This is a genomic window from Kitasatospora sp. NPDC056731 (genome assembly GCF_040687675.1).
In the GTDB taxonomy this organism is placed as follows: domain Bacteria; phylum Actinomycetota; class Actinomycetes; order Streptomycetales; family Streptomycetaceae; genus Kitasatospora.
Genome location: NZ_JBFBNR010000009.1, coordinates 212,422 through 239,245 on the forward strand (window position 1 = coordinate 212,422; position 26,824 = coordinate 239,245).

A 26,824-nucleotide genomic window follows, 5' to 3' on the forward strand; every position below is an offset into this window, starting at 1 on the left:
AACAGCGACCAACCTACGCGCCCCGGCGCCCCGCGCGGGCCGCCCGAGGGCCCTGGGCGGGCAGCCGCGGGCGAGAAATCTTGCGGATTGTCGACAAAGCGTCAATCCCGCCGCGCGGGCCCGGCCCTGGACCGGGCGGGCCCGCGCGGCAGGGCCTGGCCCGGCGTCAGTTCTTCGAGCTGCCGAACAGGGCGTCCGCCCAGTCGCGCACGGTGTTGAACCAGCCCTGGATGTTGTCCCAGTAGTGCGGCAGCGGCGTGAAGTTCCACAGCGCCACCCCGGCCACCACCAGCACCACCAGCACCATCAGGCACCCCTTGAGGCAGCCGAGCCCGGGGATGTACATCCGGTTGCGGCTGCGCGGGCGCCGCTCGCGCGGCGGGGCGGGCTCGCGGCGGTCCTGCTCGCGCGGCTCGTCCCGGCGCTGCTCGTCCCGACGCTGCGGGGGCTCGCGGTGCTGCGGCGCCGGCGGCTCGGCCCGGCGCGGGACCGGGGCGGGCGGGGGCGGGTAGCCGCCCTGCGACTGCCCGTACGCGGCCGGGGCCGGCCGGTAGCCGCCGGGCGGCTGCGGGCGTCCACCGGGCCCGGGCTGCGGCGGGCCGCCGTGACCGGACTGCCCGGCCTGGTAGCCCTGGCCTCCCTGACCGCCCTGGTAAGGCGGCGGGGCCACCGGCGGCCGCTGGGCGTACCCGGGCGGCGGCGGGCCCTGGCGCCGCTGGTCCGGGTGGTAGCCGGCCGGCGGCTGCGGCTGGTAGCCGGGGGGGCCGGCCGGCCCGGCCTGGAAGGGCCGCGGGGCGACCTGCGGGTCCTCGAAGTCCTCCGGGCCGAAGTAGCCGACCTGGGTCTGCTGGTTGCGGTCCCGGGCCGCCCGCAGCTGCGTCTGCCACGGGTGCGGCGTCTCCTCCGCCGGAGCGCCCGGAACACCCGGAGCACCCGGCGGGGGCGGCGGCACGACGGTGGGCGGCATCACCTGGGTGCGGTCAGGGGCCCCGAACGGCGGGGCGGGCGGCGGCTGGGTGCCCATCACCTGGGTCGCCCCGGCCGGGTCGTACTGCGGGGCCGCGGGGGCGGCCGGGGTGGTCGGCGTCAGGCCGGGGACGCCCGCGCCGGCGCTCGGGACGGAGGTCGGGCGCGGGTCCGGCAGCAGCAACGAGCCGACCGCGAGCGCCTCGTCCACCGCCGACGGGGAGGCGTGCACCCCGACGCCGGCCGCCACCACCCGCAGCGCGCGGGCCAGCGAGGTCGCGGACGGCCGCTGCGCCGGGTCCTTGCGCAGGCAGCGCTCGATCACCGTCCACAGCGGCTCGGGCATGGTGCTGGGCCGCTGCGGCTCCTGCGCCAGGTGGGCGTGGAGGAGCGCGATCGCGCTGTCGCCCTGGAACGGCTGGCGGCCGGTGACCAGCTCGTACAGCATGATCCCGGCGCCGTAGACGTCCACCGCGGAGGTCTGCGGGCGGCCCTCGGCGGACTCCGGCGCGATGTAGGCGGGGGTGCCGACGAACTCGTGGGTGCGGGTGATGCCCGGGGAGTCGGCGAGGCGGGCGATGCCGAAGTCGGTCAGCATCGGGTGCATCTGCTCGGTGCCGTCCAACACCGTGGAGGCGAGCAGCACGTTGGCCGGCTTGAGGTCGCGGTGGACGATCCCGTCCTCGTGGCTGGCCGCCAGCGCGTCCGCGACCTGGGCCATCAGCAGGGCGCCGGCGATCGGGCTGAACGGGCCGTTGGAGCGCAGGTAGCGGGCCAGGTCGGGGCCGTCGATCAGGTCCATCACCAGGGCCAGCAGCTCGCCCTCGACCACCAGGTCGCGGACCCGGACGATGTTCGGGTGGGTCAGTCGCAGCAGCAGCGAGCGCTCGCGCAGGAAGCGCATCACGACGTCCGGGTCGGACGCCAGTTCCTCGCGCAGCACCTTGATCGCCACCAGCTGCCCGGGCTCGCTGCCGGGCACCTGGACGTCGGGGCGCACCCGGCCGCGCCAGACCGTCCCGGTGGCACCCCGTCCGAGGGTCTCCTCAAGCAGATACTTGCTGCCGACTGGCCGCACCTGTCGCACTCCTCGTCGTGCCGCCCGCGCGGGGCGCTCCTCCGCCGGTGCGGTGAGCCTGCCGGGCCCGTGTCTGCGGCCACTCTAACGGTGTCCGTTCAGGTTTTTGGGGCGACCGGCAGGCCATCCCGGAGGGGTTGGGGGACATCCCCTAGGGGAGTTCCCGGACCGGTTCGGCGGGCCCGCCGACGGGGCCCTCCCCGCACCGGTTGACCTGACCCTCCGTCGCCTCCACCATGGCGATGATCGCAAGATCGTCAAATCCGGTACGGTGCGCGGACTGTCCGTGACGGATGGCAGGATGGACACTCGCCACTCGTGTGGCCCAAAGGGTCGCCGCGGCCGCCCCGCGCGCCCGCGACGACACCGGGCAGCGGTACCAGGCTCCACACCAGCAGAAGGGACCCGCGGGCGAGATGCAGATCCGGCTGACCGTCCTCCGACCGCGCAGCGGCCCGGCCGCCGCCGGCTCCGCCATCCCCTACGTGGACGTGCTGGTCACCGCCCCCGTCGGCACCGCGCTCGGGTCCCTCGCGGGCGCCCTCGCGGGCGCCGTCGGCGTGCGCGGGCCCCGGGCCGCCACCCACGTGCACCTGTACGCCGGGGCGCACCGGGTCGACGAGCACACGCTGCTCGGCCACCCCCCGCTCCTCGACGGGGCCGTCCTCAGCCTCAACGAGCCCGACCCGACCGCCGACGACCCCGACGACACCCCCGCCGCCGCCGAACTGCGCGTGGTCGGCGGCCCGGACGCCGGCGGAGTGCACCGGCTGCACGGCCGGGAGATCCGGATCGGCCGCTCCGGCGAAGCCGACGTCCCGCTCGACGACCCCGACGTCTCCCGGCTGCACCTGGCCCTGCACCTCGCCGACGACGGCAGGATCACCGTCCGCGACCTCGGCTCCACCAACGGCACCACCCTGGACGGTCGGCTCGTCCCGCCCGGAGCCCCCGAGGAAGCCGTCCCGCTGGAAGCCGGCGCCCTGCTGCGCATCGGCGAATCCACCCTGCACGTGGCCGCCCCCGACCCGGCCGACGGCCACGGCCGCGCCGCCCTGCCCGACGGCCACGGCCACCTCCAGCTCGCCGCCCCCGGCCCGGTCCGCCCCACCCCGCCGGTGGCCGAACCCCCCGCCGCCCCCGAACCCGCCCCCGGCCGCGGCCGCGGCCTGCTCTCGCTGCGGCTCGGCCGCACCGCCGAACCGCCCGGCCAGGAGAGCGCCGAACGCCACCACACCGCCGTACGGCTGCGCCAGGCCGCCGCCCAGCGCGAACGGTGGCCGGATCTCGCCACCCTGCTGCTCAACGCCGTCGGCCCCGGCCCCCGGCTCTGGGAGCGCGGCCCCGGCCACCCCGACGCGCTCACCCTGCGCCTGGGCACCGCCGACCGCCCCGGCGGCCCCGGCACCGCACCCGGCACCATGCTGCCCGCCGTCCCCGTCACCCTCGACCTGCAGACCGCCGGCAGCCTCGGCCTCAGCGGCCCGCGCGAACGCCTGGACGCACTCACCCGGGCCGTCGTCGCCCAGCTCGCCGCCCTGCACCCGCCGACCGGCCTGAGCCTGGTCGTCGTCGACGCCGACCAGGCCCGCACCCCCGAAGAACGCGCCGACACCTGGGCCTGGGCCCTCTGGCTGCCCCACCTGCGCCCCGCCGACGGCCAGGACTGCCGGCTGCTGCTCGGCCTCGACGACGAACAGGCCACCGCCCGGCTGACCGAACTCACCGCCCGGCTCAGCGGCCCGGCCGGCCTCGGCGGCCACCCCGCCACCGTCGTCGTGGTGGACGGCCGCCCGACCACCGAGACCGCCCGGCAGGCCGTCGACCTGCTGCTGCGCCAGGGCCCGGCCGTCGGCATCTTCCCGGTCTGCCTCGCCGAGCAGCCCGAACTGCTCCCCCGAGGCCTCGGCGCCACCGCCCTGATCACCGGTGAGGTCGGCACCCAGCTCTCCCTCGACCGCCCCGTCGCCCGCGGCCGGGAGACCTTGCACGAGGTCTCCCTGGACGCCGTCTCCGACGCCTGGGCCGAACGGCTCGCCCGCGTGCTCGCCCCGCTGCGCGAGGCCGCCCCGGCCGCCCGCGGCCCGCTGCCCGACGCACTGCGGCTGCTCGACCTGCTCCAGCTCGACACCGTCACCCCGGCCAAGCTGTCCGCCCGCTGGGCGGCGCACGCCGGCGGCATCGGCGCCGCCACCGCGCTGCTCGGCACCACCCGGGACGAGCTCTGCACGCTCGACCTGGCCGACCCCGAACTCGCCCTCCCCTCCCCCGACCCGGGCGGCCCGCACCTGCTCATCGGCGGCGCCCGCGGCTCCGGCAAGACCGAGCTGCTGCGCACCCTGGTCGCCTCGCTCGCCGTCTCGGAACGCCCCGAGCGCCTCACCGTCACCCTCATCGAGGGCCGGTCCACCGAGGACGGCCTGGACGGCTGCACCGAACTGCCGCACGTCACCGGCCTGGTGAACGCCGCCGACGACCCGCGGGCCGCGCTGCTCGCCGCGGAGGCTCTGGAGGACGAACTCGCTCTGCGCGAGCGGCTGTTCGACGGACTGGACTTCGCCTCCTGGCACGCCGCCCGTATCTTGGACGGGCAGAGCCTGGACGCGCAGAGCCTGGACGGGCAGGGCCTGGCTGGACACCCGGCCGTCCCGGTGCCCGCCGTCGTCGGCGCGGCCTCCGCCGCCACCCCGAAGATCATCCACCCGCGCAGCGGTGGCGACGGCCCCCGGCCGGGCACCTCCCCCGCCGCCGCCCCCTGCCCCGCCCGCCTGGTCGTCGTCGTGGACGACTACGACGCCCTCCTCTCCCCCACCTCCCCGGCCGGCCGCCCGCTCGCCCGCGCCCTCGCCGTCGTCGCCCGCCACGGCGGCCCGCTCGGCGTCCACCTCGCGGTCACCACCGGCCACCCGGAGGAGAGCGCCGGCACCGAGGTCGACGAGGCCGCCCTGCTCCGCATCGCGCTGCGCACCGAGGACCCGGCCGACTCCGACCTGCTGATCCACCTCGGCGACGCGGCCGCCCTGCCCGAGGACACCCCCGGCCGCGGCTACCTGCGCCTGCCGGACGGCGGCGTCACCGCCTTCCAGACCGCCCGGATCAGCGGCCGCATCCCGCGCACCGCCACCCTGCGCCCCACCGTCGTCGCGATCGACCCGCTCCAACTCGGCGCCCCGCCCGCCCGCCGCCCGGTCCGCGAACTCGGCAACGGCCCCACCGACCTCGCCCTCCTCGCCAGCGCCCTCCAACGCGCGGCCGCCCACTGACCGGCTCGCACCAGCGCGCCACCCACTTCCCAGGGACCGCGAACACGCCGACGACCCCGGCCGGGGTCGGCCGGGGCCGCCGAAAGCGGAGCCACGTACGTGCCGCCTCGACCGGACGGAGGTCCTGGCGCCGTGCGCCTTTCCTCGGCCGAGGCGTCGCCGTCGATTCTCAGGAGCGGTACGTCAGGAGCAGTACGTGTTGTGCTTGACCAGGGCGAGGCCGGCGACCTTGCCTTCGGCCATGGTGAACTCGTAGAACCAGTCCGGGCCGCCGTTGCCGCCCTCGGCCGGGAGTTCGTACGTGCCGTCCTTGGTCGGCTTGAGGTCCTTGCCCTCGTAGGCCCGCTTGAGCTCCTCCTCCGCCGAGCCGGCGCCGACTCCCTCGGCGGTGCGGGCGTCCGCCGGGGCGACCAGCTGGCGCAGGCCCTCGGTACCGAAGTTGACCCGGCCGGTGGCCAGGAAGGCCTGGTCCCGGTTCTTGCGGGCCGGGCCGATGAGGTCCAGGTCCTTGTCGAGCGCGGAGATCTCCTGCTGGTCGGCGGCGTCCTGCTGGATCCGCTCCTGGAGGCGCGCGTTGTACTCCTGCAGCTCCTTCAGCGAGGCCCCGGTCGTCAGTGGCGCGACCGGCTTCCGCTTCGCCCTGATCTCGTCGATCCTGGTCATCGCCTTGTCGGCCTTCGTGCGGGCCTCCGTCTCGGCCGCCATCCGGACCGGGTCCGGCGCCGGGCCGCCCTTGTACACGTAGTCGCTGCAGCCGTTGAGCAGGGAGACCGGCGACGGCTCCAGGGCTCCGGAGGCGAGCGCCTCGTCCTTGGTCATCGACAGCTGCAGTCCGCGGTAGCCGCCGGTGCCGAACGGCTGCGGCGGCGTACTGGCCGCCGAGGTCGGGCCGGCCTTCTGCCCGCCGCCCTCGCAGGCCGCCGCTCCGGCCGCGACCAGAGCCATCGTCAGTACGGCCCCCGCCGTGCGCGCGCTGCGCATCATCCCCACGGTGATCCCCTCCCCTGTGTCGATCACACACGGTAGCGAATATGCGGGCATCATTCACAATCGGTGTCCACACCGGCGGAAGGGACGTCGCCGTGAACGGCCGACGACTGGTCACCCCGCCGTCCGCCGTCTTCCGGAGGCGGCGGACGGCGGCGGACGGCAGCTGCCGGTCAGTGGGCCGGGGGCTGGGCGGCGAGGCCGCGGGTGTAGTGGGCGGCGGCCAGGACCGAGGCCATCAACTCGGCGTCGAGCACGGAGGCGTCGGCCATCCGGGTCGCCGCCGCGTGGGAGGCGAGCAGCGTCTTGGTGACCCGCAGTGCGGCCTCGGGGCGGCGGGTGACGGGCCTGACCCACTCGGCGACCGCCCCGTCCAGGTCCTGCTCGGGGACGACGCGTTGCAGGATGGCGAGCTCCCGCGCCTCCACCGCGCCGACCGGGCGGCTGGTGAGGATGATCTCGCGGACCCGGGCCGCGCCGACCTCGTGGAGCAGCCGGGGCAGCAGTCCGCCCCATGCGACGGGCAGGCCCAGGGCGAGTTCGGGCAGCCGGAAGACGGCGTTGTCGGCGCCGACCCGCAGGTCGCAGGCGAGCGCCAGGGCGAAGCCGGCGCCGGTCGCCCTGCCCTGGACCCGGGCGACGGTCACGGCGGAGCTGTTGGTGAGGGCATCGCAGACCCTGCGGGCCTTCTCCCCGTAGCTCCGTATGCCGCCGCCGGTCGGGTCCTGCTCCAGGCCCGCGAAGAGTTCGTCGCGGTCGCCGCCGAGGCAGAAGTCCCGGCCGGCCCCGGACAGCACGATCACGCGCACGGCCGGGTCGGGTACGGCCAGCACGGCGAGGAGTTCGTCCAGCATGGCCGAGGTGACGGCGTTCCCGGTCGCCGGGCTGTCCAGCTCGATGTGGAGCACGGGGCCCTGGCGCTCGGTACGGACCGTACGGGCCACCGCGGGCGCGGGAACGGGCTCCGGGGCGGGCGGCGGGACGAACGACGCGACGGGCTCGGGGTACGGGTGCGGGTACGGGAGGTACGACGGCTGCGCCGCGTGCGGCGGGTACTGCGGAACCTGGGGCACCTGGGGAACCTGGGGAACCTGCGGGAACACGTTCATGCGGCCACTCTCAGGGACGTCACCCGGTGGAAGACCATCCGGGGTGCGTACTCGGGCGGGCTCACCGCCCGCAGGGTCGGGAAGCGCCGCAGCAGCTGGCCGAGCAGGGCGCGTGCCTCCAGCCTGGCCAGGCCCGCGCCGAGGCAGTAGTGGGCGCCGCCGCCGAAGGTGAGGTGGGTGCCCCGGCGGAGCACGTCGAAGGTGTGCGGGTCCGGGTTGCGGCGCGGATCGCGGTTGGCCGCGCCGTACATCACGTGGACCATGGTGTCCTTGGGCAGGAACACCCCGGCCAGCTCGGTGTCCTCGCCCGCGACGCGGCTGTTGACGCGGACCGGCGGGTCGTAGCGCAGCGCCTCGTCGATCGCGTCGTCGATGTGCTCCGGCCGCTCCCGCAGCCACTCCCACCGGCCGGGCGACCGCAGCAGCGACCACACCAGCGAGGAGAGCAGCGTCGCCGTGGTCTCCAGCGAGGCGATGGTGACGAACATGGTGAGCTGGTAGACCATCCGGTCGGTGGCCTCGCGGTCGGACTCCAGCGCGTCCCAGGTGCGGATCCAGCCGGCGATCACGTCGTCGCCGTCGTTGTCGCGGCGCTCCCGGACGAGGCGGGTGAAGTACTCGCGCAGGTCCATGGTGGCCTGCTCGGAGACCGCCAGCTGGCTCTTGGTGGGCAGGAGTTCCTGGGCGTGCACCTGGTTGTGGGTCATCGTCAGGATGTGCGGGTAGTCCGCCGGGGCGATGTCCAGCCAGCGCCCGACGGTGCCGATCGGCAGCTGCTCGCTGACCAGGGCGGAGAGGTCCGCCTCGCCGTCCGTCCGTATTCGCTCGGCCAGGCGGTCGAGCAGTTCGGCGACGTCGGCCTCGATCTGCGGCTCCATGTCCCGCAGGGTGTTCCGGTCGAAGAGGTTCCCGAGGCTGCGCCGCTGCCGGGTGTGGTCGGGGGCGTTGAGCCGGGAGAGGGTCCGGCTCATCTCCTGGGTGGCGACGGCGTCCCAGCGCCCCGTCTCGGTCTGCCGTTCCTGCCACGCGAAGTCGGGGACGAGCCAGGTCCTGCCGCGCAGGACCTGGTCGCACGCGTCGTACCCGGTGACCAGGTAGCCGCCCCAGGGCGCCGGGACGAGGTCTCCCAGCGCCCGCAGCCCGTCGTAGACCGGGCTCGGGTCGGCGAGTCCCTCGGCCGACCGCAGCCTGCGCAGGAGCGGCACGGCGGCACGGCGGTCGACCACCCTTCCGTCCGGGCGCTCCGGGTCTGCGGGGCGGGCTTCCAACGTGGCGGTCACACGGGGCTCCTTACGCGCGGGCGGGCAGTACGGCGGCGATCTACCCAGCAACAGCGCGCTCAAGCGTCGATCCGTGTTGCCCCCGTCACGTACCCGCACCGCCGTCGGACTCCGTTCACGCCGCGGTGGCGGAACGGCTTCCGACGGCGCGTCGGATCGGAGCCCGGGGTGTGTCAGACCCGGAAGACGTCCAGGAAGGAGCTCCACCACCCCTTCTTCTGCCCGGCCCGGCCCGGCGCGGGGGCGCTGGCCTGCGGGTACGCCTGCGTCGCCTCGGCGCCGGCCGGCGATCCGCCCGGCGCGGTGTCCGCGCCCGCGGCCGGCCGCGTGGTGCGGGCGGGCGCCGGGCTGAACCGGACCGGCAGCGAGACCAGGCCGCGCTGGAACGGGCCCGGCCGCCACTCCACGCTCTCCGCGGGCACCGCGAGCGTGACGTCCGGGAGGGCGTTGAGCAGGCACTCGATCGCGCTCAGGGCGATCAGCTGGGCCGGGGACTTGGCCGGGCACGCGTGCGGGCCGGCGCCCCAGGCCAGGTGGGCCCCCTTGCTGAGGGTCAGCCGGGCGTCCGTCAGCGCGGGGTCGCTGTTGGCGGCGGCGAAGCTGATCACCACCGGGCTGCCCGCGTCCATCGGGACCCCGCCCACGTCGAGGTCCTGCATCGGGTAGTGCGTGGCGTAGTTGGCGATCGGCGGGTTGTTCCACAGCACGTCGTCGAGGGCGTCCTCGATGCGCAGTCCGGAGCGGCCCTCGCCGGACAGCAGCAGGAGCAGCGCGTTGCCGATCAGGTTGCGCTCGGGCTCGACGCCGGCGCCCATCAGCATGACCAGCTGGTCCTTGAGCTCCTCGTCCCGCAGGCCGGCCGGGTGCTGGATGAGCCACGAGGTGATGTCGTCGCCGGGCTGGCGGCGCTTCAGCGCGACCAGGTCCATCAGGCAGGCGGTCAGCTCCTCGTTGGCCTGGATCACGTCGAGGCCGTCGAAGAGCGCGGACATGCTGCGGGTCAGCCGGTCGCCGATGTCGGCCGGGCAGCCGAACAGCTGGTTGAACAGCAGCAGCGGCAGCAGCTTGGCGTAGTCGTTGAGCAGGTCGGCCCGGCCCAGCGGACTGAACTGGTCGATCAGGTAGCCGGCGATCCGCTCGACGTGCCGGTTGAGCCGGTTGTCGTTGAGCCGGCCCAGGCTCTCGGTGACGGCCTTGCGCAGCCGCAGGTGCTCGGCGCCGTCCGTGAAGAGGCAGTTGGGCCGGTAGAACATCATCGGCAGGACGGGGCTGTCCATCGGCACCCGTCCTTCGTTGAGCGCCGCCCAGCGCCGCGAGTCCCGGGCGAACATCCCCGGGTTCTGCAGCACCCGCAGAGCGGCCTCGTGCGAGGTGACCAGGGTGGCCTCCACCCCCGGGGCCAACTCCACCGGCGCGGCGGGACCGTTGGCGCGCAGCTTGTCGTAGACCGCGCCGGGGTCGGACGAGAACATCTCCCCGTAGAGCGGTGTGCTCACGCCGACGTGCATCGGGCAGCCCTGCGGAGGCGACTGCGGGGCGGGTCGCTGCGGAGAATCCATGGGTCGTTCCTTGGAGGTGGCCCCGGGCGGGTGCGGACCCGGGAGGCGTGCGGGGAGGGAGGCGCGGGGGAGGTCAGGAGGCGCGGGCGAGCAGGTGCCGGACGAGCGTCAGCAGGGCGTCGGCCGAGGAGCGCTGGTCCCGCGCGTCGCAGAACACCACCGGGGTGTGCGGCAGCAGGTCGAGTGCCTCGCGCAGCTGGTCCTCGGTGTACTCGTCCTGCCGGTCGAAGCTGTTGACCGCCACGGCGTACTCCAGGCCGTACTGCTCGATCAGGTCGATGACGGGGAAGGTGTCCGCGAGGCGGGTCGGGTCGGCCAGCAGCAGCGCGCCCAGCGCGCCCCGCGCCATGTCCTCCCAGAGCTGCATGAACCGTTGCTGCCCCGGCGTGCCGAACAGGTACAGCACCAGGTCGTCGCCGAGTGTCAGCCGGCCGAAGTCCAGGGCGACGGTCGTGGTCTTCTTGTCCGGTACGCCGCGGAGGTCGTCGACGCGGATGGACGCCTGCGTCATGCTCTCCTCGGTGCTCAGCGGGGCGATCTCCGACAAGGCCCCGATGAGCGTGGTCTTGCCGACCGCGAAGTGCCCCACGACCAGGATCTTGACCGCGGTCGTCACCGCGCCCGGGACATAGATGTCCTCAGGCGAACCGGCGTTGAAGTCCATGCAGTACCTTCTCTAGAAGTCTCGGATCCGGGGCCTGGGCCGGGGGCGGGGCCGACCGGCACAGCAACCGTCCCTCATGGATCAGGTCCGTCAGCAGCAGCCTCACGACCCCCACCGGCAGCTCCAGCCGGGCCGCGACCTCGGCCACCGAGAGGTAGCCGCCGGAGCACAGCTCCCAGATCGCCCGGGTCTCCGGGCTCGGCAGGGCCGGGAGGTCCTGCTCGGGCGCGACGGTGACCAAGGTGATCAGAGACAGGGCCTCCGCACTCGGTAACTCGCGCCCACCGGTGATCACGTAGGAGCGGATGAAGCCGCCGGTGACCCGCTGTTCCTCGCCGCCGGCCGTCATGAGCCGCTGAGCGTGCTCTGGCGCGGCGCCGCCGACATCGCCCGTCCGAGCGCGCCGACCTGCTGCTGCATCCGGAAGGACATCGCCTCCATGTCGACGTCGGGGGCGGTGGAGGCGGCCAGGTACGCGCCGCTGCCGGCCGCGATCAGGAAGATCCAGCCGTGGTCGTACTCCAGCAGGGTCTGGCGCCAGACCCCGGCGCCTGCGCCGTCGGTGCCGACGAACGGGGCGACCGCGCGGCTCAGCGACTGCATCGAGCTCATCGCGGCGGCGTTGGTCTCCGCCTCGTCACGGCCTATCTCGCTGGACCGTTCGAGCAGGAGGCCGTCGGCGGAGACGAGGATGGCGTGCCGGGCGCCGGGTACCTGGAGTACGTCGTTGAGTACCCAGGAAAGATCGCGGCTCACTGGATCTCGGTTCCTTCCGTGGTCGTGGTGTTGCGCCCGGACAGCGTGCCGCGCTGGAACGCGCCGAGGCGGGACGGCGTGTTCTGGACGGGGCTCCGCACCGGTGCCTCGGCCCGGCCGGGGTCCTGCGGGGAGGGGAGGACGGACACCGGGCGGTTGCGGCGGCGGCGGGGCAGCTGTCCGTCCGCGGTCATCTCCGGTTCCGTCACCGCCGCCGCCGGCACCGGGGCCAGCGGCGCCGCCGGTTCGGGCAGCGACACGAGCCGCTGACCGGGGGCCTGCGCCCAGGCCGGCGCGGGCTGCTCCGCCGGCGGGGCCTGGTAGTCGCCGTGCACGCCTTGGTAGTCGCCGCGCGCGCCCTGGTGGTCGCCGTGCGCGGCCTGGTGGTCGCCGTGCACGGCGGTGGCCGGGGCCGGGGCCGCGACCTCGCTGCTGAGCAGCTCGGCCGGCAGCAGCACCACGGCCCGCACGCCCCCGTACGGGGAGACCGAGTCGACGGAGACCCGGAAGCCGTAGCGGGCGGCCAGCATGCCGGAGACGGCGAAGCCGAACTTCGGGGGGTTGCCCAGGCTGGTGAGGCCGATCGGCGCGCCCGGGTTCAGGAGCACCGCCGCGCGGTCCTTCTCCTCCTGGCCCATGCCGAGGCCGGCGTCGTCGACGATCAGGCAGACGCCGGTGGGGACGGCCTGGACGCTGACCTCCACCGGGGTGTCCGGGGCGGAGTAGTTGGTCGCGTTGGCGAGCAGCTCGGACAGCACGACGGCGACGGGCTCGACGACCTTGCTGACGAGCGCGACGCTGACCTGGGAGTGGATCCGCACCCGGTCGAAGTGCCGGATCCGGCCCTGGGCGCTGCGGACCACGTCGTAGACCGAGGCGACGCTCTCACGGCGGCCCAGCCAGCCGCCGCAGAGCACCGCGATGCCCTGGGCGCGTCGGCCGAACTGGCTGTTCGTGTGGTCGATCGTCATCAGGTCGGCCAGGATCTGCGGGCTGTCGCCGTACTTGCGCTGCACCTTGTCGATGACGACCTGCTGCTCGTCGGCCAAGCCCTGCAGCGTCCGCATCGCCGCCTTGAGGACGGCCTTGGTGTCCTCCTCGGCGTCGCGGCGGACGTCCGTCAGCTCGGACGCGTGCTGGCTGCGCAGCTGGTCGTGCAGCACGGCGAACTCGTCGCGCTGCCGCTGCGCCAGGGCGCCGGCCTCCTCCAGGGAAACGTTTCGCCTCCGCAGGGCGAGGTTCGTCCTGCGGGCCTGGAGGGCCGCTCCGACGGCTGCGAGCATCACCACGATGAAGACCCAGAAAAAGGGTTCCTGCACAAATGACGTCATGAAACTCTCTTCAGGTGGCACCGTGTGGAGCCGGTCCGGGCCCCAAGGCGCGAATGGGACTGGCGGCCTGAACCCCCTCCGAAAGACACCTGATGTCACATCACATCGCGGTGCTTTCCGGCACGGGACCTGCGGCGACGCCTATCGCGGGGTCAGCCTACTGCAACTCCCGGTAGGTCAGAACAGCTGCCAAAAAGGGCAGTTGGGGCGAAATTTCGCGACCGGACGGGAACTCCGGTGGGAATGGGCGGACTTCGTAGCGCGACGTTAATCGCGGGGACACTTCCCGGCCGCACCCCGGCTCGCGCGCAGCGTGACGGCTCCGTCACCGTCCGGAATCCGCCGCCCGCCGGCCGCCCGCCGGCGGCAACGAAAAGCGGCGGGCCCGCGTCCGTGGACGCGGGCCCGCCGCCTAGCTGTGCAGTCGGCCGTCAGCGCATGGAGCCCGTGCGCAGGAGGGTGCGGATGACGCGCATCGCGACCGAGAGGCTGGACAGCTCGTAGTTGTCCGAACCCCTTATGTCGTCGAGGGTGCTCTTGGCTCGGTTCAGCAGGGTCGCGTTGAGGTCCGCCCAGGCCGTGTAGCGCTCCTCCGGGGTGGCGCCCTCGGGGCCGCAGGCGAGGATGTCGGCGGTCAGCGCCGCGTGCGCCGCGAAGAGGTCCTCGCGGATCGCGGCCCGGGCCATCGACGACCAGCGGTCGGTGCGGGGCAGCTCGATGATGCGGTCGAGCAGGTGGGTGATCTGGAGGCGGTCGGCGAGGTCGTAGTAGAGCTCGGCGACCTCGGCGACGTCCTTGTCGGAGCGGTCCGCGACCTCGCTGATGTCCAGCGTCGGGAAGGTCGAGGAGAGGCCGGCGATCCGGGTGGCCAGTTCCTCCGGCACCCCGGCCGAGGCGAGCTCGTTGTAGACGGCCTCGAACCAGACCAGGTCGTCACCGCGCAGCGGCTTGGGCAGCGAGCCCCAGACCTGGTCGACCCGGTCGTGGAAGAACTCGATGGTGCCGGCGATGTCGAGCGGCTGGCGGCGGTTGTTGAGCATCCACCGGGTGGCGCGCTCGACCAGGCGCCGCGAGTGCAGCCGCATCTTGGTCTGGACCCGGGCCGTGACCTCGTTGTCCAGGCCCTCGATCTCGGCCCAGATGTCCTCCAGGCCGAACACGGCCCGGGCGGCGGTGTGGGTCCGGGCGATCTCCTCGTAGGTCGCGCCGGTCTCCTCCTTCAGCCGGAAGGCGAAGGTGCAGCCACCGCGGTTGATCGTGTCGTTGACGATCAGGGTGGTGATGATCTCGCGGCGCAGCGCGTGGCCGTCGATCGCGTCGGCGAACCGGGCCCGCAGCGCGCTCGGGAAGTAGTCGTGCAGCGCGGTGTGGAAGTACGGGTCGTCGGGCAGCGCGGTGGCGAGCAGCTCGTCGGCCAGCGTGATCTTGGTGTACGCGAGCAGGACGGACATCTCGGGCTGCGAGAGGCCGCGGCCGTTCTGCTGGCGCTCGCGGATCTGGCGCTCGGTGGGCAGGAACTCCAGGCCCCGGTCGAGCTGGCCGGCCGACTCCAGCCGGTTGATCATCCGGGAGTGGACGTTGACCATGCTGTGCGCCTGGGCGACGGCGTTGGCCAGCACCACGTTCTGCGCGTAGTTGTTGCGCAGCACCAGGTGGCCGACCTCGTCGGTCATCTCGGCGAGCAGGACGTTGCGCTGCTTGACCGTCATGTCGCCGTCGGTGACGACCTGGTTGAGCAGGATCTTGATGTTGACCTCGTGGTCCGAGGTGTCCACGCCGGCCGAGTTGTCGATGGCGTCGGTGTTGATCCAGCCGCCGGCGCTCTCGGGGCCGCCGACCGCGGCGTACTCGATGCGGCCGAGCTGGGTGCAGCCGAGGTTGCCGCCCTCGCCGATGACGCGGGCCCGGACCTGGTCGCCGTTGACGCGGATGGCGTCGTTGGCCTTGTCGCCGACCTCGGCGTTGGTCTCGGTGGAGGCCTTGACGTAGGTGCCGATGCCACCGTTCCAGAACAGGTCGACCGGCGCCTGGAGGATCGCCTTCATCAGCTCGGCCGGGGTGAGCCGGGTGTCCTGGACGCCGAGGGCGGCCCGGACCTGCGTGCTGAGCTGGATCGACTTGGCGGTGCGCGGGAAGACGCCGCCGCCGGACGAGATCAGCGACTTGTCGTAGTCGTCCCAGGAGCTGCGGGGCAGTTCGAAGAGCCGGCGCCGCTCGGCGTAGGAGGCGGCGGCGTCCGGGTTCGGGTCGAGGAAGATGTGGCGGTGGTCGAAGGCGGCGACCAGGCGGATGTGCTCGCTGAGCAGCATGCCGTTGCCGAAGACGTCGCCGGACATGTCGCCGATGCCGATGACCTTGAAGTCCTCGGTCTGGGTGTCGACGCCGAGTTCGCGGAAGTTGCGCTTGACCGACTCCCAGGCGCCGCGGGCCGTGATGCCCATGCCCTTGTGGTCGTAGCCGGCCGAGCCGCCGGAGGCGAACGCGTCGCCCAGCCAGAAGCCGTAGGACTCGGCGACGCCGTTGGCGATGTCGGAGAAGGTCGCGGTGCCCTTGTCGGCGGCGACGACGAGGTAGGTGTCGTCCTCGTCGTGGCGGACGACGTCGGCCGGGTGGACGACCTCGCCGGCGACCAGGTTGTCGGTGATGTCGAGCAGCGCGGAGATGAACGTCTTGTACGAGGAGATGCCCTCGGCCAGCCAGGCGTCCCGGTCGACCGACGGGTCCGGCAGCTGCTTGGCGACGAAGCCGCCCTTGGCGCCGACCGGCACGATGACGGTGTTCTTGACCATCTGCGCCTTGACCAGGCCGAGGATCTCGGTGCGGAAGTCCTCGCGCCGGTCGGACCAGCGCAGACCGCCGCGGGCGACCTTGCCGAAGCGCAGGTGCACGCCCTCGACCTGCGGCGAGTACACCCAGATCTCGAACGCGGGGCGCGGGGCCGGCAGGTCCGGGATGGCCTTCGGGTCGAACTTCATCGACACGTAGGAGTGCCAGTCACCGGAGCCGTCGTGCTGGAAGAAGTTGGTCCGCAGGGTGGCCGTGATGAGGTGCAGGAAGGAGCGCAGGATGCGGTCCTCGTCCAGCGAGACGACCTCGTCGAGCGCGCCGGACAGCTCCTCCAGGATGCCCTCGGTCAGCTCGGCGGCGCCCTGCTGGTGGCTGGGGCTCAGCCGGGCCTCGAACAGGTTGACCAGCAGCCGGGTGGTGTGGGTGTTGTTGCGGAGCGCGTCCTCCATGTAGTCCTGGGAGAACGTGGAGCCCGCCTGGCGCAGGTACTTGGCGTACGCGCGCAGCACCGTCGCCTGGCGCCAGGTCAGCCCGGCGGTGAGGACCAGCTCGTTGAAGCCGTCGTTCTCGGCCTTGCCGGTCCAGGTGGCGGCGAAGGTCTCCTGGAAGCGCTCGCGGGCCTCGTCGGTGAGCTCGGTGGCCTCGCGCAGCTTCAGGCCGAAGTCGTACACCCACGCGGTGGTGTCGTCGGAGCGGCGCAGCGCGTACGGGTGCTCGTCCAGCACCTCGACGCCCAGGCGCTGGAGCACCGGCAGGACCTCGGTCAGCGAGATCGGGCCGCCGACCCGGTAGACCTTGAAGCGGCGCTCGTCGGCGCCGGCACCGACCGGCTGGTACAGGTTGAGGCGGAAGTCGCCCTCGCCGTGCAGCGACTCGATCTGCTTGATGTCGGCGACGGCGGTGCGCGGCGGGAAGTCGGCGCGGTAGCCGTCGGGGAAGGCGTTGGCGTACTTGTGGCCGAGCTCGGCGGCCTTCTCCTCGCCCAGTTCGGTGTGCAGCTGGTCGTGGAAGCCGTCCATCCAGAACCGGGCGGCCTCGGCGAGGCGGTTCTCGATCCGCTCGATGTCGGAGTCGGTGAGCTGCGGCAGTTCGGTGCCGGGGGCGACGCGGACCACGAAGTGCAGACGGGTCAGCACCGACTCGGTGGCGTACACCGTGTAGTCGATGGTGGCGCCGTTCAGCTCTTCCTTGAGGATGTCGGTGAGCAGCAGCCGGATCCGGGTGGTGTAGCGGTCGCGCGGCAGGTAGATGAACGCGGAGAAGTAGCGCCCGTACTCGTCCTGGCGCAGGAAGAGCCGCAGCTTACGGCGCTCCTGGAGGTACAGCACGCTGGTGGCGATGGAGATCAGCTCGGACGCCGCGGTCTGGAACATCTCGTCCCGCGGGAAGGTCTCCATGATCTGCAGCAGGTCGCGGCCGTCGTGGCTCTCGCTGGAGAAGCCGGAGCCTTCGAGCACCTCCTGCACCTTGCGGCGCACGACCGGGATGCGGGTGACCGACTCGGTGTAGGCGGCGGAGGAGAACAGGCCGAGGAAGCGGCGCTCGCCGATCGGCTCGCCGGCGGCGTTGAACTTCTTCACGCCGACGTAGTCCAGGTAGGACGGGCGGTGCACGGTGGAGCGGCTGTTGGCCTTGGTGAGGACGAGCAGCTTCTTCTCGTGGGCCTTGGCGCGGACCGGCGCGGAGAGGCGGCCGAAGGCCTCGCTGGCCGGGTGGTGGTGGTCGTCGTGGCCGCGCGGGTCGGAGCGCAGGATGCCGAGGCCGGTCCCGGCGACGGCCTTCAGGACCTCCTCGCCCTCGTGCCCGACCAGGTCGTACTCGCGGTAGCCGAGGAAGGTGAAGTGGTCATCGGCGAGCCAGCGCATCAGCTCCCAGGCCTCGCCGACCTCCTGCTCGGGCAGGCCGGTCGGGGGCTCCTCGGCGAGCTCGTCGGCCAGGCGCAGCGCGCTCTCGCGCATCTTGCTCCAGTCCTCGACGACCTCGCGGACGTCGCCGAGCACCCGGCGCAGGTCGGCCTCGATCGCGCGCAGGTCGTCGCGGTCGGTCTCGCGGTCGATCTCGATGTGCATCCACGACTCGACGCTCGCGTCGGCGGGCCACTCGGCGCCGGCGGCCTGGCTGCGGGAGCAGGCGTCGACGTCCAGGATCTCCAGCAGCTTGCCGGTGATGTCACGGCGGACGACCAGCTGGGGGTGGATCACGACGTGGATGGCGCGGTCCTGGCGGGACAGCTCGTTGGTGACGGAGTCGACCAGGAAGGGCATGTCGTCGGTGACGACCTCGACCACGGTGTGGCCGCAGGACCAGGCGTTCTCCTCGACCGAGGGGGTGTGCACCCGCACCTCGGCGGTGCCCTGCGGGCGCTTGAGGCCCAGCCGGTAGTGGGAGGCCGCCGCGCCGTAGACGTCGACCGGGTCGCGGTCGACCAGGTCCTCGGGCGCGGTGTGGAGGTAGTAGTGGTGCAGGTACGCGGTCAGAGCGCCGTTGCTCAGACCTTCCCCCGGCGCCGCTCCCCCCACCTGGCTGTTCTCAGCGGCTGCGGCTGCTTTCTTGAGCAGGTCGGCCTTGGCTGCGTCCAGCTTGGTCTGCATGACTTCTTGGCTCCTGTCGCGCGCCGTTGCGTGACTCGGTGGTGTGTGGGTGTACACCGACGGGTCACTCGCAATCCTGCCGCACCTTCCGACTGAAAAGGCTTCATGGCGCGCATGAAATTCCTTCGCAATGGGTAGGACGATTCGTCCTGCGGAGCCACCCGACGACGCCAGCCAGCCTAACCGGATCAATCGAAGGTGGACAGGGACAGGGAGGCGCAAACTCGCAGGATGATCGGTCCGTCCTGGACGCCATGTCCAAACCGGAGCCTCCCGTTCACTCTCAGCCCATGTGCGGGTACCGCAGGTCCGTGGGGGGAACGAAGGTCTCCTTGATCGCGCGGGCCGAGGTCCAGCGCAGGAGGTTCTGGGCGGCGCCCGCCTTGTCGTTGGTCCCGGAGGCCCGGCCGCCGCCGAAGGGCTGCTGGCCGACGACCGCGCCGGTCGGCTTGTCGTTGATGTAGAAGTTCCCGGCGGTGAACCGCAGCGCCTCCACCGCCTGGGCGATGGCGTAACGATCCTGCGCGATCACCGAGCCGGTCAGGCCGTACGGGGCGCCGGAGTCGACCCGGCGCAGCACGTCCTCCCAGCGGGCGTCCTCGTAGACGTGGACGGCCAGGATCGGGCCGAAGTACTCCGTCCGGAAGATCTCGTTGCGGTAGTCGGAGGAGACCAGCACGGTCGGCCGGACGAACCAGCCGATCGCGTCGTCGTACTGGCCGCCCGCCGCCAGCTCGATCGTCGAATCGGCCTTGGCCCGCTCGATGGCGTCCCGGTTCTTCTCGAAGGCGCGCCGGTCGATGAGGGCGCCCATGAAGTTGGAGAGGTCGGTGACGTCGCCCACCGTGAGCGCGTCCACCTCGGCCAGCAGCTCGTCCTTGATCTTCTGCCAGAGGCTGCGCGGCAGGTAGGCCCGGGAGAGCGCCGAGCACTTCTGGCCCTGGTACTCGAACGCGCCACGGACCAGCGCCGCCTTCAGGATCGCCGGGTCGGCCGAGCGGTGGGCCAGCAGGAAGTCCTTGCCGCCGGTCTCGCCGACGATCCGCGGGTAGGCCCGGTAGCCGCCGATGTTGGCGCCGATGGTCTGCCAGAGCGACTGGAAGGTGGCGGTGGAGCCGGTGAAGTGCAGCCCGGCGAGCGCCGGATCGGCGAGGGCCACCGCGGACAGCTGGACGCCGTCGCCGGTGACCAGGTTGATCACCCCGGGCGGCAGACCGGCCGCCTCCAGCAGCCGCATCAGGTAGTACGCGGCCAGGGTCTGGGTCGGCGCGGGCTTCCAGACCACGGTGTTGCCCATCAGCGCGGGCGCGGTCGGCAGGTTGCCGGCGATCGCGGTGAAGTTGAACGGGGTGATCGCGTAGACGAAACCCTCCAGCGGGCGGTGGTCCACCCGGTTCCAGACGCCCGGCGCGGAGATCGGCTGCTCGGCCAGGATCCGCCGGGCGAACTGGACGTTGAACCGCCAGAAGTCGATCAGTTCGCAGGCGGAGTCGATCTCGGCCTGCTGCGCGGTCTTGGACTGGCCGAGCATGGTGGCCGCGTTGAGGGTCTCCCGCCAGGGCCCGGCCAGCAGGTCGGCGGCCCGCAGGAAGACCGCCGCCCGGTCGTCGAAGGACAGCGACCGCCACTGCCGGCCCGCCGCGAGCGCCGAGTCCACCGCCGCGCGGGCGTCCTCCCGGGTCGCGTTGCCGAGCACCCCCAGCTTGGCGGCGTGGTGGTGCGGCTGGACCACGTCGATCCGCTCACCGCCGCCGAACCGCTGCTCGCCGCCGATGGTCATCGGCAACGGGATCTGCTCGGCCGCCAGCTCGTCCAGCCGCCGGACCAGCCGGCCCCGCTCCGGGCTGCCGGGCGCGTACCCCAGCACCGGCTCGTTGACCGGGAGGGGCACCTCGGTGACTGCGTCGATCGGCATGGCGACTCCGTCCTGCTGACTGCTCCGGTGGGAGGGCCCGATCCCACCGGACAGGCCCTGGTCCAGCCTGACCAGCGGCCGCGCGATCCGCCCGCTCAGACACGCGGACGGCGGACGTGGCGCCCGCCACGCCCGCCCCGGCCGGTCAGCCCCGCCCCAGCCGCCCGGCCAGCTCGACCGCCTCCGCCAGGCTGTCCACCACCGGCACCCCGAGCGGCTCCAGCTTCTCCCGGGTGTGCGAGCCGCCGGTGTAGAGCACCGCGCGCGCACCCGCGCCCAGGGCCGCCCGGGCGTCGTCCGCGGCGTCGCCGATCAGCACCGTACGGGCCGGATCCACCCGCTCGCCGAGCGCGGCCAGGTGCCGGGCCAACTGCTCCGCCTTCTGGCCGCCGGACGGGCCGCTGCGGCCGTCCACCCGCAGGAACCGGCCGGTCAGGCCGAAGGCGTCGACCAGCGGCAGCAGCTTCTCGTGCTCGTACATCGACAGCAGCGACTGGCTGTGCCCGGCCTCCCGCCAGCCGTCCATCAGCTCGTGCACGCCGTCCGTCAGCCCGCAGGCCGGGCTCAGCTCCCGGTAGCGGTCGTGGAAGGCCTCGTCCAGCCGGAGCCACTCCTCCTGGGACGGCATCCGGCCGAGCAGCCGCTGGTAGAACCGGGGGATCGGGATCTCGTACTGCTCGCGGTACTCCCGCATGGTCATCGGCCCGACGCCGATGGTCGCGAACGCGGCGTTGCTCGCGCCGAGCACCGCCTCCATGTCGTGGAAGAGCGTGCCGTTCCAGTCCCAAACGATGTGTGTAGCCACGCGCGAAACGGTAGCCCCGACCACCGACACGCCGGTAGGACGGGGCTCACGCACCCCTCTGCTCCGCTCGGGTGCGCCCGGCCGTTCAGGCCAGCAGCGCGGGGATCTCCTGGGTGGCGAACCAGAGCAGGTCGTGGTCCTCGGCCCCGTCCACGGTGAACTGGGCGTCCTGGTCGCCCGCGTCGGCCGCGGCCACCGCCGCCACCGCGGCCGCGACGTCCTCGACCACCTCGCCGTCGGCGACGTCCGCGTGCACCGCCGCCGCCTTCGCCAGCGGCAGCGGGCCGGCCAACACCACCCGGCCGAGCGAGGCCTGGTCCTGGTACTCGTCGCCGGGGAACGGCCGGACGGCCGAGTCGGCCACGTCCAGGGCCACCACGACCCGGCGGCGCGGGGCGTCCGGGTCGGCGGCCAGCAGCCGCAGGGAGGACTGCGCGGCCCGGTTCAGCGCCGCGTACTCCAGCTCCTCCAGGTCGTCACTGACGTACCACTCGCGCAGCGCGGGCGTCACGGCGTAGGCCGCGGACTGGTCCAGGGCACCACCCGGGTGCGCCGCCGCCAGGCCGTTCAGGGTGGTGGGCACGTACACGCGCATCGGTGGCACTCTCCGGTTCGTCCAGCGGCACAGCTTCCAGCGCCCCAAGAATAAGCGCCGCCGGGCCGGGCGTGATCACCTCGGCCCGACTCAGCAGGCGGCCCGCAGGGCCTCGCCGCACGTGTGCAGGGCGCTCTCCAGCACCGCATCGCGGCGGGCCGGGTCCATCATGTTCGGGCCCATCACGGCCAGGTCGGCCGGGGTCGGCGCGAGCAGCCGCACCCGTACGCCCTCGGCCCGCAGCAGCACGGCCTCGCGCAGCAGCTGCCGGGTGACGGCGCGGCGGTAGCGGCTGACCAGCTGGGCCAGCACGCCGCGCGGGCGGTCCCGGGCGCGCCACTCGCGCAGCGCGGCGAGGGAGCCCGCGAGCCCGCTGGTGCCGGCGACCCCGTCGGCGTCGGCGCCTTCGGCACGGTCGGCGCCTTCGGCACGGTCGGTGCGGTCGGTGCGGTCGGTGCGGTCGGCACGGTCGGTGCGGTCGGCACGGGGGCGCAGCCGCAGGGCCATCGGGGCGAGCACGTACACCTCGTCCAGGCCGCGGCCGAGCAGCAGGTCGGCGTTGGTGGCGGACCAGCAGCCGCCGTCCACGTACGCCGAGCCGTTCAGCCGCACCGGCGCGAACCAGCCGGGGATCGAGCAGGAGGCCATCACCGCGTCGGCGACCGCGACCGCCGGGGCGTCCGGGTCCCCGAAGACCACCCGGCGGCCGCTGCGGTAGTCCACGGCCGCCACCCGCAGCGCCGCCGCTCCGGCCCCGGCGTCGGCCTCGCCGTCGGCGCCCGGCGGCGGCCAGCCGCCCGGGCCGAGCAGGCCGCGCACCAGCTCGCCGACCGGGGCCAGCGAACCGCGGCCGGGCGGCGCCATCGCCGACACCATGGTCAGCAGCGGGTACTCGCGCGGGTGCCGGACGGCGTCCCGCAGCAGGCCGGGCGAGCCGATGCCGGCCCCGGGGCGGGGCGGCAGCGCGCCACCGGCGGCCGTGTCGTAGTCGAAGTCCACCCCGGCCAGCGGGCCGTCGGTGATCGGCAGGCCGCGCTGGTGGTCACGCAGTTGCTCGGTGCGGACCCCGCCGGCCAGCATCGCGCCGAGGATCGAGCCCGCCGAGGTGCCGAGCAGCACGTCCGCACGGCCCGGCCGCCAGCCGGTGGCCTCCTCGACGGCACAGAGCGCGCCGACCGTCCAGGCCGCGCCGAGCATCCCGCCGCCACCCAGCACCAGGCCGCGCCGGGGTGCGTCCCCGGTCGGCGGGGCGCTGCCCGCGGCTGCCGGAGCCGGAACCGCCGCTACCCGTGTCGTCATCGCGACCGCCCGTCGTCGTGGGTGCGGTCGTGGCCGCCCGGCCCCGTCCCGCTCCGCGCGGTTCCCGATCAGGCTCCGATGGTGCGCGCCGACGGCCCGGCGCCGCAACGGGGGCGGCGATTCGGGCCACCCGGTCCGGCGCATCGAACCGTCCTCTTTCGGGCCGTACGGCCCGGCCACGCACGTCAATCGAGCACCGCACGACCACGCGCCGGGCCCGGCACCGCACTGATCGATTCACTCGGATAGGTGAACTTGCCGGTCACTCCGGGGGCGGCGGCAAAAGCCCTTGCCGCCCGACGCGGCGCACCGCTAGCAAGGACCCGTCCGCACCCGTACCACCTTGCCCAGGAGCCCGCCGTGACCGCACCGCTCACCGCCCGCCCGCACCGCCGGCCGCGCACGACCGCCGCCCACGACCCGGCCGGGCGCCGCCCGCGCCACCCCCGCGCCGCCTGCACCGGCCCGGGCGACCACGACCTCCGGGGGCTGGCCTCCCGCTTCGCCCACCAGCTGGTCGAGGTGCTCACCGGCGCCCGGCCCTCCGGCCAGCTGATGCGGCACACCAGCCTGGACGGCTACGGGCAGCTCGCCTCCCTGGTCCGGGCCGGCGCGCTGCGCCGCGGCGGCGCCGCCGACCGGCCCCGGCTGGGCCCGGTGCACGACCGGTCGCCCTCGCCCGACGCGGTCGAGGCCTGCGTCCGGGTCGACCTCGGCCGGCGGCACCACATGGTGGCCTTCCGGCTGGAGCAGCGCGGCCAGGCCGGGCAGTGGCAGTGCACCGCCGTGGAGGCCCGATGACCACGGCAGTCGCAGCGACCAGGGCAGTCACGGCGGCCGCAGTCGCAGCGGCCACGGCAGTCACGGCGACCAGGGCGGCCACAGCGGCCCCCACGACCGCGCGGCGGCCCGGGACGGCACAGGGCGCCGCCCCCGTCCGGGAGCGGCGCCCTGTGCGGCGTCCTGCGGCCTGCTCAGCCCTTGCGGCGGCGGCCCTTGGCCGACTTCGCGGCCTTGCGGCGCTCGGCGCGGGTCAGCCCGTCGCCCTCGTCCTCCGGCCCGAGGTCCTCGAAGTCGCCCTCGATGACACCGCCGCCGACCTCGTCCGAAGGGGCCGTGTAGTGCAGCCGCTGCGGCTTCGGGGCCTCCAGGCCCTTGGCCTTGATCTCCGGGCGGGCGGCGTCCTTCTCCAGCTTGTCGAGCAGCACCTCGGCGTCCGCGATCGGGACCTCCTCGACCTGCTGCTCGACCTGGACCTCCAGGTTGAACAGGTAGCCGACGGACTCCTCCTTGATGCCCTCCATCATCGCGGTGAACATGTCGAAGCCCTCGCGCTGGTACTCGATCAGCGGGTCGCGCTGCGCCATGGCCCGCAGGCCGATGCCCTCCTGGAGGTAGTCCATCTCGTAGAGGTGCTCGCGCCAGCGGCGGTCCAGCACCGACAGCACGACCCGGCGCTCCAGCTCACGCATGATCTCGGCGCCGAGCTGGTCCTCGCGGGCGCCGTACTGCGCCTGGATGTCCTCCTGGACGACCTTGACCAGGAACTCGGAGGTCATCGCGGCGGGGCCGCCGGCCTCCTCCTCCAGCTCCTCCAGGTCCAGGGTGACCGGGTAGAGCTGCTTGAGCGCGGTCCAGAGCTTCTCCAGGTCCCAGTCGTCCTCGAAGCCCTCGCCGGTGGCCGCCTTGACGTAGGCCTCGACGGTGTCGTCCATGAAGTGGCCGACCTGCTCCTGCAGGTCCTCGCCCTCCAGCACGCGGCGGCGCTCGCCGTAGATGACCTCGCGCTGGCGGTTCAGCACCTCGTCGTACTTGAGGACGTTCTTGCGGATCTCGAAGTTCTGCTGCTCGACCTGGGTCTGCGCGGAGGCGATCGCCCGGGTGACCATCTTGGACTCGATCGGCACGTCCTCGGGCACGTTGGCCATCGACAGCACGCGCTCGACCATGCCGGCCTTGAACAGGCGCATCAGGTCGTCGCCCAGCGACAGGTAGAAGCGGGACTCGCCCGGGTCGCCCTGACGGCCGGAGCGGCCGCGCAGCTGGTTGTCGATCCGGCGGGACTCGTGCCGCTCGGTGCCCAGCACGTAGAGGCCGCCGGCCTCCTTGACCTCGTCCTGCTCCGCCTTGACCGAGGCCTTGGCCTTCTCCAGGGCGGCGGGGAACGCGGCCTCGTACTCCTCCGGGGTCTCGGTCGGGGTGAGCCCGCGCTGCGCCAGCTCGGCCGCCGCGAGGTGGTCGGAGTTGCCGCCGAGCATGATGTCGGTACCGCGGCCGGCCATGTTGGTGGCGACGGTCACGGCGCCCTTGCGGCCCGCCTGCGCGACGATCTGCGCCTCGCGCTCGTGGTGCTTGGCGTTCAGCACCTCGTGCGGGATGCCGCGCTTGCGCAGCTCCTGCGACAGGTACTCGGACTTCTCCACCGACACGGTGCCGACCAGCACCGGCTGGCCCTTCTCGTGCTTCTCGGCGATGTCCTCGACCACGGCGGCGAACTTGGCCGGCTCCGACTTGTAGATCAGGTCGGGCTGGTCGATGCGCAGCGGGTTCTTGTTCGTCGGGATCGGCACCACGCCGAGCTTGTAGATCTGGTGGAACTCGGCGGCCTCGGTGGTGCCGGTACCGGTCATGCCGGCGAGCTTGTCGTACAGGCGGAAGAAGTTCTGCAGGGTGATGGTGGCCAGCGTCTGGTTCTCGTTCTGGACCTCCACCCCCTCCTTCGCCTCGATCGCCTGGTGCATGCCCTCGTTGTAGCGGCGGCCGGCCAGGATGCGGCCGGTGTGCTCGTCGACGATCATGACCTCGCCGTTCATGACGACGTAGTCCTTGTCCGCCCGGTACAGCTCCTTCGCCTTGATGGCGTTGTTCAGGAAGCCGACCAGCGGGGTGTTCACCGACTCGTAGAGGTTGTCGATGCCGAGGTAGTCCTCGACCCGGGTGACGCCCTCCTCCAGGATGCCGACGGTGCGCTTCTTCTCGTCGACCTCGTAGTCGCGGTCGATCTTCAGGCGCAGCACCAGCTTGGCGAAGTCGGCGTACCACTTGGTCGCCTGGTCGGCCGGGCCGGAGATGATCAGCGGGGTGCGGGCCTCGTCGATGAGGATCGAGTCGACCTCGTCGACGACCGCGAAGTTGTGACCGCGCTGGACGAGTTCGTCCTTCGACCAGGCCATGTTGTCGCGCAGGTAGTCGAAGCCGAACTCGTTGTTCGTGCCGTACGTGATGTCCATCGAGTACTGGTGCTTGCGCTCGGCGGGCGTCATGTTGCCGAGGATCACACCGACTTCGAGGCCGAGGAAGCGGTGCACCCGGCCCATCCACTCCGAGTCGCGCTCGGCGAGGTAGTCGTTGACGGTGATCAGGTGGACGCCCTTGCCGGTGAGCGCGTTCAGGTACGCGGGCAGGGTGCCGACGAGGGTCTTGCCCTCACCGGTGCGCATCTCGGCCACGTACCCGTGGTGCAGGGCCGCGCCGCCCATGAGCTGAACGTCGTAGTGCCGCTGACCGAGCACCCGCTTGGCGGCCTCGCGCACCGTGGCGAACGCCTCGGGGAGGATGTCGTCCAGGGTCTCGCCGTCCGCGAGCCGCTGCTTGTACTCGTCGGTCAGCGCGCGCAGCTCGGCGTCGGTGAGGTTGACGAAGTCCTCTTCGATGGAGTTGACCTGGGCAGCAATCCGCTGCAGCTTGCGAAGGATCTTGCCTTCGCCGGCGCGCAGGATCTTGTCGAAGACGGACACTTGGGCGGGCTCCTTGCCTGTATTGGCACTGGACGACTGCACGGCGGGTTCACCCCACCGCACGGGCCATCGTATGCGAGGAGTCCAATGCCCCGGGAGGTG

17 protein-coding genes are annotated in these 26,824 nt (G+C 73.1%); 2 read left to right on the forward strand and 15 right to left on the reverse strand.

The window, feature by feature from the left end:
- Positions 1 to 166: 166 nt before the first annotated feature.
- Complete coding sequence (locus AB0R04_RS12245; RefSeq protein ID WP_363370337.1) at positions 167 to 2,044, reverse strand: serine/threonine-protein kinase; 1,878 nt, start codon at positions 2,042 to 2,044, stop codon at positions 167 to 169.
- A 416-nt stretch (positions 2,045 to 2,460) separates the two neighbouring features.
- Between AB0R04_RS12245 and AB0R04_RS12250 the strand changes: the two genes are divergently transcribed.
- The gene (locus AB0R04_RS12250; protein ID WP_363370385.1) at positions 2,461 to 5,307 is read left to right on the forward strand and encodes an FtsK/SpoIIIE domain-containing protein; all 2,847 of its coding nucleotides are present in this window, start codon (positions 2,461 to 2,463) and stop codon (positions 5,305 to 5,307) included.
- A 183-nt stretch (positions 5,308 to 5,490) separates the two neighbouring features.
- Here AB0R04_RS12250 and AB0R04_RS12255 read toward each other — a convergent pair whose 3' ends face one another.
- The 13 genes from AB0R04_RS12255 to AB0R04_RS12315 all read right to left on the reverse strand — a co-directional run bounded on the left by AB0R04_RS12255 (position 5,491) and on the right by AB0R04_RS12315 (position 22,985).
- Positions 5,491 to 6,324, reverse strand: coding sequence for a hypothetical protein (locus AB0R04_RS12255; protein WP_363370339.1), 834 nt, complete (start codon positions 6,322 to 6,324; stop codon positions 5,491 to 5,493).
- A 143-nt stretch (positions 6,325 to 6,467) separates the two neighbouring features.
- Positions 6,468 to 7,403 carry an enoyl-CoA hydratase/isomerase family protein gene (locus AB0R04_RS12260; protein WP_363370341.1) on the reverse strand — a complete coding sequence of 312 codons (936 nt, stop codon included), beginning with the start codon at positions 7,401 to 7,403 and terminating at the stop codon, positions 6,468 to 6,470.
- The gene (locus AB0R04_RS12265) at positions 7,400 to 8,590 is read right to left on the reverse strand and encodes a cytochrome P450 (protein WP_363370387.1); all 1,191 of its coding nucleotides are present in this window, start codon (positions 8,588 to 8,590) and stop codon (positions 7,400 to 7,402) included. The genes AB0R04_RS12260 and AB0R04_RS12265 overlap by 4 nt, the downstream gene beginning before the upstream one ends.
- Before the next feature lie 266 nt (positions 8,591 to 8,856).
- Positions 8,857 to 10,191 carry a cytochrome P450 gene (locus AB0R04_RS12270; protein ID WP_363370389.1) on the reverse strand — a complete coding sequence of 445 codons (1,335 nt, stop codon included), beginning with the start codon at positions 10,189 to 10,191 and terminating at the stop codon, positions 8,857 to 8,859.
- A 124-nt stretch (positions 10,192 to 10,315) separates the two neighbouring features.
- Positions 10,316 to 10,906: an ATP/GTP-binding protein gene (locus AB0R04_RS12275; protein WP_063349167.1), complete on the reverse strand. Its 591-nt coding sequence runs from the start codon at positions 10,904 to 10,906 to the stop codon at positions 10,316 to 10,318.
- Complete coding sequence (locus AB0R04_RS12280; RefSeq protein WP_350881090.1) at positions 10,881 to 11,255, reverse strand: DUF742 domain-containing protein; 375 nt, start codon at positions 11,253 to 11,255, stop codon at positions 10,881 to 10,883. Before AB0R04_RS12280 ends, AB0R04_RS12275 begins: the two co-directional genes overlap by 26 nt.
- The gene (locus AB0R04_RS12285; RefSeq protein WP_363370343.1) at positions 11,252 to 11,662 is read right to left on the reverse strand and encodes a roadblock/LC7 domain-containing protein; all 411 of its coding nucleotides are present in this window, start codon (positions 11,660 to 11,662) and stop codon (positions 11,252 to 11,254) included. The genes AB0R04_RS12280 and AB0R04_RS12285 overlap by 4 nt, the downstream gene beginning before the upstream one ends.
- Positions 11,659 to 12,993 carry an ATP-binding protein gene (locus AB0R04_RS12290; protein ID WP_363370345.1) on the reverse strand — a complete coding sequence of 445 codons (1,335 nt, stop codon included), beginning with the start codon at positions 12,991 to 12,993 and terminating at the stop codon, positions 11,659 to 11,661. The genes AB0R04_RS12285 and AB0R04_RS12290 overlap by 4 nt, the downstream gene beginning before the upstream one ends.
- A 431-nt stretch (positions 12,994 to 13,424) precedes the next feature.
- Positions 13,425 to 18,371, reverse strand: coding sequence for an NAD-glutamate dehydrogenase (locus AB0R04_RS12295; RefSeq protein WP_363370347.1), 4,947 nt, complete (start codon positions 18,369 to 18,371; stop codon positions 13,425 to 13,427).
- Between the two features lie 283 nt (positions 18,372 to 18,654).
- On the reverse strand, positions 18,655 to 20,280 hold the full coding sequence (gene pruA / locus AB0R04_RS12300; protein ID WP_063351360.1) for an L-glutamate gamma-semialdehyde dehydrogenase: 1,626 nt from the start codon (positions 20,278 to 20,280) through the stop codon (positions 18,655 to 18,657).
- A 151-nt stretch (positions 20,281 to 20,431) separates the two neighbouring features.
- Positions 20,432 to 21,091, reverse strand: coding sequence for a haloacid dehalogenase-like hydrolase (locus AB0R04_RS12305; RefSeq protein ID WP_363370349.1), 660 nt, complete (start codon positions 21,089 to 21,091; stop codon positions 20,432 to 20,434).
- Positions 21,092 to 21,176: 85 nt separating this feature from the next.
- On the reverse strand, positions 21,177 to 21,686 hold the full coding sequence (locus tag AB0R04_RS12310; RefSeq protein ID WP_363370351.1) for a hypothetical protein: 510 nt from the start codon (positions 21,684 to 21,686) through the stop codon (positions 21,177 to 21,179).
- A gap of 90 nt (positions 21,687 to 21,776) precedes the next feature.
- Positions 21,777 to 22,985, reverse strand: coding sequence for a patatin-like phospholipase family protein (locus AB0R04_RS12315; RefSeq protein ID WP_363370353.1), 1,209 nt, complete (start codon positions 22,983 to 22,985; stop codon positions 21,777 to 21,779).
- A 360-nt stretch (positions 22,986 to 23,345) separates the two neighbouring features.
- Here AB0R04_RS12315 and AB0R04_RS12320 point away from each other — a divergent pair, with 360 nt between their 5' ends.
- A complete protein-coding gene (locus tag AB0R04_RS12320; protein WP_363370355.1) occupies positions 23,346 to 23,786 on the forward strand; it encodes an Rv3235 family protein in 441 nt (146 codons plus the stop codon).
- A 173-nt stretch (positions 23,787 to 23,959) separates the two neighbouring features.
- Here the strand turns inward: AB0R04_RS12320 and secA are convergent, their stop codons facing one another.
- Complete coding sequence (secA, locus tag AB0R04_RS12325; protein WP_063349158.1) at positions 23,960 to 26,722, reverse strand: preprotein translocase subunit SecA; 2,763 nt, start codon at positions 26,720 to 26,722, stop codon at positions 23,960 to 23,962.
- Between the last annotated feature and the right edge of the window lie 102 nt (positions 26,723 to 26,824).